Origin of the sequence: Chitinivorax sp. PXF-14, from assembly GCF_040812015.1 — a bacterium.
GTDB lineage: Bacteria > Pseudomonadota > Gammaproteobacteria > Burkholderiales > SCOH01 > JBFNXJ01.
The window spans coordinates 37550-43914 of the sequence record NZ_JBFNXJ010000024.1; the positions used below are offsets into that span (position 1 = coordinate 37550).

The 6365-nt window shown below is 60.0% G+C and carries 5 protein-coding genes and 1 tRNA gene; 5 read left to right on the forward strand and 1 reads right to left on the reverse strand.

What is annotated here, in order from left to right:
- The first annotated feature begins 26 nt into the window (after positions 1-26).
- The 3 genes from aceK to mnmA all read left to right on the forward strand — a co-directional run bounded on the left by aceK (position 27) and on the right by mnmA (position 3542).
- Entirely contained in the window at positions 27-1790 is a 1764-nt protein-coding gene (gene aceK, locus ABWL39_RS20085) for a bifunctional isocitrate dehydrogenase kinase/phosphatase (protein ID WP_367795792.1), read from the forward strand.
- 191 nt (positions 1791-1981) lie between these two features.
- Entirely contained in the window at positions 1982-2446 is a 465-nt protein-coding gene (locus tag ABWL39_RS20090; RefSeq protein ID WP_367795780.1) for an NUDIX hydrolase, read from the forward strand.
- A gap of 31 nt (positions 2447-2477) precedes the next feature.
- Positions 2478-3542: a tRNA 2-thiouridine(34) synthase MnmA gene (gene mnmA / locus ABWL39_RS20095; protein WP_367795783.1), complete on the forward strand. Its 1065-nt coding sequence runs from the start codon at positions 2478-2480 to the stop codon at positions 3540-3542.
- Positions 3543-3614: 72 nt separating this feature from the next.
- On the opposite strand, the gene ABWL39_RS20100 is transcribed toward mnmA, so the two are convergent.
- Positions 3615-3704, reverse strand: a tRNA-Ser gene (locus tag ABWL39_RS20100).
- 96 nt (positions 3705-3800) lie between these two features.
- Between ABWL39_RS20100 and mltF the strand changes: the two genes are divergently transcribed.
- Both mltF and fabI read left to right on the forward strand, forming a co-directional pair.
- Complete coding sequence (gene mltF / locus ABWL39_RS20105) at positions 3801-5267, forward strand: membrane-bound lytic murein transglycosylase MltF (RefSeq protein ID WP_367795786.1); 1467 nt, start codon at positions 3801-3803, stop codon at positions 5265-5267.
- Positions 5268-5409: 142 nt separating this feature from the next.
- The gene (gene fabI, locus ABWL39_RS20110) at positions 5410-6195 is read left to right on the forward strand and encodes an enoyl-ACP reductase FabI (RefSeq protein ID WP_367795789.1); all 786 of its coding nucleotides are present in this window, start codon (positions 5410-5412) and stop codon (positions 6193-6195) included.
- The last annotated feature ends 170 nt before the right edge of the window (positions 6196-6365 follow it).

The window sequence follows — 6365 nt, forward strand, 5'->3', positions numbered from 1 at the left end:
CCTCAAGCTCGATTGCCCATGCCTTCATGGACAGCTCCCCCATCCAGCACCCGATCGCGCGGCAGATCGCGCATGCGCTGCTCGATGGCTTCGACAAGCACTACCGCTTGTTCCGCCAGAGCGCGGCCGATGCCAAGCAGCGTTTCGAGCGCGGCGACTGGCAGGCGGTACAGCGCGCCGCGAAGGACCGCATCCAGTATTACGACGATCGTGTCGACGAGTGCGTGACGCGGCTGCACCAGGAGTTCAAGGCCGACGGCCTGGGCGAGACGGTGTGGCAGCAGGTGAAATACCACTATATCAGCCTGCTGACCAACCACAAGCAGCCCGAGTGCGCCGAAACCTTCTTCAATTCCGTGTGCTGCAAGATTCTGCACCGCGACTATTTCAACAACGATTTCATCTTCGTGCGGCCGACAATCTCGACCGAGCACATCGATTCCGACCCGCCGACCTATCGCAGCTACTACCCGGGCAAGCACGGCCTGCACAAGACGATTCGCCAGATCATCGACGATTTCGGCTGGGATGCGCCGTTTGCCGACCTGGGCCGCGACATCGGCTACATCGTGAAGAAGCTCAAGCTGCACCTGGGCGAGTGGCCCGAGGTCGAGCCGAATTACCAGATCCAGGTGCTGTATGCGCCGTTCTACCGTAACAAGGGCGCCTATGTGATCGGCAAGGCGGTCAACGGCAACCAGGAATACCCGTTCGCCGTGCCCATCCTGCACGACGAGCAGGGCCGGCTGGAGCTCGATACGCTGCTGCTCGATGCGCGCCGGATCGGCGTGCTGTTCAGCTTCTCGCGCGCCTATTTCATGACCGACATGGAGGTGCCGTCGGGCTATGTGCAGTTCCTGCGTACGCTGCTGCCGACCAAGTCGCGTGCCGAGCTGTACACCATGCTGGGCCTGCAGAAGCAGGGCAAGACCATGTTCTACCGCGACTTCATGCATCACCTGAAGCACTCGCGTGACGACCTGATCATCGCGCCCGGCATCAAGGGCCTGGTGATGCTGGTGTTCACGCTGCCGAGCTATCCCTATGTGTTCAAGGTGATCAAGGATTACATCGCGCCGCCGAAAGAGGTCACTAAGGAGGTGGTCGAATTCAAGTACCAGCTCGTCAAGCAGCACGACCGCGTGGGGCGCATGGCCGATACGCTGGAGTTCTCGAATGTCGCCTTCCCGCGCGAGCGCTTCACCCAGGAGCTGCTCGACGAGTTCCGCAAGGTGGCGCCATCGCTGCTGGAGGAGAAGGACGACAGCATCGTTATCCGCCACCTATATATCGAACGCCGCCTGACACCGCTGAACATCTACCTCGATCGCGCCACGCCCGAGCAGCTCGAACACGGCGTGCGCGAATACGGCAACGCGATCAAGGAGCTGGCCTCGGCCAACATCTTCCCGGGCGACATGCTGTTCAAGAACTTCGGCGTCACGCGCTACGGCCGTGTGATCTTCTACGACTACGACGAGATCGAGTACATGACGGACTGCCACTTCCGCAAGGTGCCGCCGGCACCGACACCGGAAGCCGAGATGGCGGCCGAGCCTTGGTATCCGGTTGCCAGGAACGATGTCTTCCCGGAAGAGTTCGCCAGCTTCCTGCTCGGGCCACTGGCCCTGCGACGCGCATTCATGGCGCACCATGCCGACCTGCTCAAGGCCGAGTTCTGGCAACAAAAGCAGGCGAAGATCGTGCACGGCTATATCGAGGATTTCTACCCCTATCCGGAATCCATACGCTTCTGCAGGCTGTTCAACGCGCCATCACCGAAGAGCTGAGCGACGAGTGACGCGTTAGGGCGGTAAACGGGCAGGTCTGGGCCTGCCCGTGCTATTTGGGCGCGGCAAGCAGAAAACCCAGCTAGTGTGACGTTGAAAGCCGCATCGGATGGGAAAGTGGCTCGCGATGGCGGCGCTTTTACAATAAAATTATCGGTTTGCATTCATTTTCGCTATTGGACAACGCCATCATGAGCACGCCGATCTGGAAGCCGAACGTCACCGTGGCGGCGATTATTGAGCGGGCTGGCAGCTTTCTGCTGGTCGAGGAACATACCAAGGATGGCATCCGCTTCAACCAGCCGGCCGGCCATCTCGACCCGGGCGAAACGATCCCCGCCGCCTGCGCACGCGAGGCGCTGGAGGAAACCGCCTGGCAGTTCACACCGCAGGCGCTGGTCGGCGTCTACCTGATGCCCGTCATCAGCGCCGACATTACCTATCTGCGTTTTGCCTTCAGTGGCGAGCTGGGCTTGTTCGATGCCCAGCGCCCGCTCGACGACGGCATCATCCGCGCAGTGTGGATGACGCCCGAAGAAGCGCGTGCCGTGAGCGATCGCCATCGCAGCCCACTGGTCATGCGTTGCATTGACGACTATCTGGAGGGGCAGCGTTTTCCAATGGACTTGATCGCACACTATCCGCCTCAACCTTGACGGTTTCCGTCAACATTTATTGGATGTTTTCATGAGCAGTAAGAAACGTATTGTCGTCGGCCTGTCGGGCGGCGTGGATTCATCGGTCACCGCCTGGCTGTTGAAGCAGCAGGGGCACGAGGTGATCGGCGTGTTCATGCAGAACTGGGAAGATGACAACGACGACGAGTACTGCTCGATCAAGGAAGATGCTGCCGATGCGATCGCGGTGGCCGACATCGTCGGTATCGACATCGAGATCGTCAATTTTGCCAAGGAATACAAGGACCGCGTGTTCAAGTATTTCCTCGACGAATACTCGGCCGGCCGCACGCCCAACCCGGACGTGCTGTGCAATGCCGAGATCAAGTTCAAGGCCTTTCTCGACTACGCCGTGGACCTCGGCGCCGAGGTGATCGCCACCGGCCACTATGCCCGCAAGATCGAGCGTGACGGCAAGCACTATCTGGCGAAGGCCGTCGACGATACCAAGGACCAGAGCTACTTTCTCTATCGCCTGAGCCAGTCGCAGCTGTCGAAAGCCATCTTTCCGCTCGGCGACATCCGCAAGACCGAGGTGCGCAAGCTGGCGGAAGAGGCCTGCTTGCCCAACTTCGCAAAAAAGGACAGCACCGGCATCTGCTTTATCGGCGAGCGGCCGTTCCGTGAATTCCTCAATCGTTACCTGCCGCGCACCCCAGGGCCGATGGTGACGCCGGAAGGCCGAGTCATGGGGCAGCATGAAGGGCTGATGTACCACACCATTGGGCAGCGCAAGGGACTCGGCATTGGCGGGCAGGGCGAGCCATGGTTCGTGGCCGACAAGGACATCCCGCACAACAAGCTGATCGTGGTGCAGGGGCATGATCACCCCTTGCTGCTCAAGCCCGAGTTGAGCGCGCAACAGCTGTCGTGGACATTGGACCAGCCGTCGGCCTTGGGCCGCTACAGTGCCAAGACGCGCTATCGCCAGCAAGATGCGGCCTGCACGGTTGTCGCCGTCGATGCCGAAACCTGCACGGTACATTTCGACGAGCCGCAGTGGGCGGTGACCCCAGGGCAATCGGTGGTGCTGTACGACGGCGATATCTGCCTGGGTGGCGGGGTGATCCAGTAGGCGCGCGGCACAACGGCTGCCTAGAAAAGCAAAAAAGCCATGGCGAACCATGGCTTTTTTATATAGGGTCTCTGGCGGAGAGGGTGGGATTCGAACCCACGGTGGGCATATACCCACGCCTGATTTCGAGTCAGGTACATTCGACCACTCTGCCACCTCTCCGCAGAGAAGGTGCGGATTATATATACTATTGCCGCTTTGTAAAGCGCATTCCAATAACAGAGAACCCACCGCTTGCCTAAGTCGCTCATAATAAAAATGATTTTCTGCTCTTGGCTAGGGCTGCTGCTGGCCGGCTGCGACCGCCCGGAAGAGGCGCCACCCAGCAAGGTCGTCAAACCTATCTATATGCAGCATGAATTGGTGGTGCTGACACAGAATGGCCCCAACACCTTCTATATCGATGCGGATGGAAACTACGCGGGTTTTGAATACGACCTGGTAAACCTGTTCGCTCAGCGGCTTGGTGTGCCTGTCCGGTTTGTGCTCGAATCCAACCGTGAGCGGCTGTATCGCGATCTGGCTGGCCGGGAAGGGCATCTTGCGGCGGCGGGCCTGATTGCCTCCACAGAGCAAAAACCAGCCGTCGACTATGGCCCCACCTACCTGAGTGTGACACCCGTGGTGGCGTACAACACCGATATGGAGCGCCCCGGCAAGGTGGAAGACCTGGTTGGGCACAGTATATTGGTGCCCGCCGGCTCGGCCTATATCCACCAGCTCATGCAACACCAGCAAAAGACACCACAGCTGTCGTGGCGGGAAGAGCCTTACTTCGATATTCCCGAACTGGTCGAAAAAATAGCCAGCGGCGAGGCGGATTACCTGGTCGCCGATTCGAACGTCGTCGAGCTGTTGCGCAACTACTATCCGAATATCGGTATTGCCTTTCCTCTGGGGGGGGCGGCCGGGGTGGCGTGGGCATTTCCGAAGCAAGGCGCCGGCTTGCTCAAGCAAGAGGTCCGCCGCTTCTTTGCCGACATAGCCAAGGATGGCACGCTGGCGCGTCTTCAGGACCGGTACTTCGGCCATATCAAACGGCTCAACCCGATCGACGTGCAAACCATGCTGGAGCGGCGGGTGACGGAGTTGCCCAAATACCGCAAGTATCTGGAAGAGTCCGAGGTACTGACCGGTATGGACTGGCGCCTGCTGGCCGCACTCGGCTATCAGGAGTCGCACTGGGACCCGCTCGCGACTTCGGCCTATGGCGTCCGGGGCATCATGATGCTGACCACCAGCACCGCCGATCGGCTAGGCATCAAGAACCGGCTGGACCCGCGCCAGAGCATTCTCGGCGGCGCACGCTATCTGCAGATGCTGCGCGAGATGCTGCCCGCGCGCATCCCCGAGCCTGATCGCACCTGGCTTGCCCTGGCTGTCTACAATATTGGCTATGCCCACCTTGAAGATGCGCGGGTGCTGGCGCAGCGCTTGAAAAAGAATCCCGATTCGTGGGCGGATCTTAAAGCTGTATTGCCGCTACTGCGTGATGAGCAATATTTCACCACGCTCAAATATGGCTATGCACGCGGCGGCGAGACGGTTGCCTTTGTCGAGAACGTGCGCACGTATCGTGACATCCTCGCGCGTTTCGAGTCGCCGCTGCGGCCACTGTTTCCCGCGTTCAACGAACAGGTCACCGTGACCAACCCCGATAATCTCAAGCTCGGGATCGGCGCAACGCGAATCAAGCCGGCGGAGACCGCCCCAGCCAACCGGTAACCCCACCTTATAGTCAGGCACGGGGTGGACTAGGGTTAATCTGAATTGTGAATCGTTGGGCTTGGTTCGACCATGCGCCGTTTACGTCGCCTTGCCAAGTGGCCGGCGACACCCGCTCACATCGAACCAGACGAGGACCACCATGGGTTTTCTTGCCAACAAACGCATCCTGATCACGGGGCTGATCTCCAACCGCTCGATCGCCTACGGCATCGCCCAGGCGATGCAGCGCGAAGGCGCCGAGCTGGCGTTCACCTATGTGGTGGACAAGCTCAAGGAGCGGGTGGTCGAGATGGCGCGCGAATTCGGCAGCGACATCGTACTGCGTTGCGATGTCAGCTCGGATGACGAGATCAACGGCATGTTCGCCGAACTGAAGGCCCACTGGCCCGAAGGCCTGGACGGCATCGTGCACTCCATCGGCTTCGCCCCGCGCGAAGCGCTGGCCGGCGACTTCCTCGACGCCATCTCGCGCGAAGCGTTCCAGGTTGCCCATGACATCAGCGCCTACAGCTTCCCGGCACTGGCCAAGGCCGGCCGCGCGCAACTGCGGCCGAACGCCGCGCTGCTGACGCTGACCTACCTCGGCGCCGAGCGCGCCATGCCCAACTACAACGTGATGGGCCTGGCCAAGGCCAGCCTCGAAGCCAGCGTGCGCTACACCGCCTACGCCATGGGCCCGCAGGGTTTCCGCGTCAACGGCATCTCGGCCGGACCGATCAAGACCCTGGCAGCGAGCGGGATCGGCAGCTTTTCCAGAATACTGAATCATGTCTCTTCTACTGCCCCGCTGCGCCGTGGCGTCACCATCGAGGAAGTCGGCAATGTCGCCGCCTTCATGATGAGCGACCTGGCATCGGGCATCACTGGCGAGATTACCTATGTCGATGCCGGCTATAACGTGGTCGCACCGATATCTGAAGAGTAAGCCTTTTGCCCCACAAGGTAACAAAACAGCGAGCCCGAGGGCTCGCTGTTTTGTTATTGGGTTGACGGAAAGGAGGTGAGGCAAAGGAAAAACAGATCGAACGGAAATTTTTCCATTTTCTATTTTCCCTTATTATCCATGGGCTTGAGTTAAGGCAGAAGCAAACATTC

What these genes read in the sequence shown, in the direction of transcription:
- aceK (WP_367795792.1), top strand. Translation starts at nt 27, where the DNA reads ATGGACAGCTCCCCCATCCAGCACCCGATCGCGCGGCAGATCGCGCAT.
- ABWL39_RS20090 (WP_367795780.1), top strand. Translation starts at nt 1,982, where the DNA reads ATGAGCACGCCGATCTGGAAGCCGAACGTCACCGTGGCGGCGATTATT.
- mnmA (WP_367795783.1), top strand. Translation starts at nt 2,478, where the DNA reads ATGAGCAGTAAGAAACGTATTGTCGTCGGCCTGTCGGGCGGCGTGGAT.
- mltF (WP_367795786.1), top strand. Translation starts at nt 3,801, where the DNA reads ATGATTTTCTGCTCTTGGCTAGGGCTGCTGCTGGCCGGCTGCGACCGC.
- fabI (WP_367795789.1), top strand. Translation starts at nt 5,410, where the DNA reads ATGGGTTTTCTTGCCAACAAACGCATCCTGATCACGGGGCTGATCTCC.